The organism is Streptomyces axinellae (assembly GCF_039532135.1).
Classification (GTDB): Bacteria; Actinomycetota; Actinomycetes; order Streptomycetales; family Streptomycetaceae; genus Streptomyces; species Streptomyces axinellae.
Map to the genome: position 1 here is coordinate 1 of NZ_BAAARJ010000104.1, position 507 is coordinate 507.

Annotated in this window: 1 pseudogene; it reads right to left on the reverse strand. The window is 48.5% G+C overall.

Features of this window, described 5'->3' with window-relative positions:
- Positions 1–138: 138 nt before the first annotated feature.
- Positions 139–507 (reverse strand): annotated as a pseudogene (locus tag ABD339_RS33660) (IS1-like element ISKpn14 family transposase); the annotation flags it as partial.

Sequence of the window (507 nt, forward strand, 5' to 3'; positions counted from 1 at the left end):
GTAAAAAGTCACGGTTTCTGCAAATAAATCTTTGTTATAGGTAAATGCGGCAGCGATATATTGATGAGGAGTAGGTAGAGCATAGACCTCTTTCACCCCCATATAAATAGTCATGATGATTTCGGTAATGACTCCAATTTACTGATAGTGTTTTATGTTCAGATAGTGCCCGATGACTTTGTCATGCAGCTCCACCGATTTTGAGAACGACAGGGACTTCCTGCCCAGCCTTGCCAGATGCTGTCTCAGATTCAGGTTGTGTCGCTCAATTCGCTGCGTGTAACGCTTACTGATGACGTGCAGTTTTCCCTTCAGACGTGACTCATACATCGGCCAGCCGTCCGTCATCCATACCACCACGTCAAAAACTGACAGCAGGCTCAGAAGACGCTCCAGTGTGGCCATAGTGCGTTCACCGAAAACGTGGGCTACCACCGCCCTGCGTATCCTGTCATACGCGTAAAACAGCCAGCGCTGACGTGATTTTGCACCGACGTAGCCCCATTG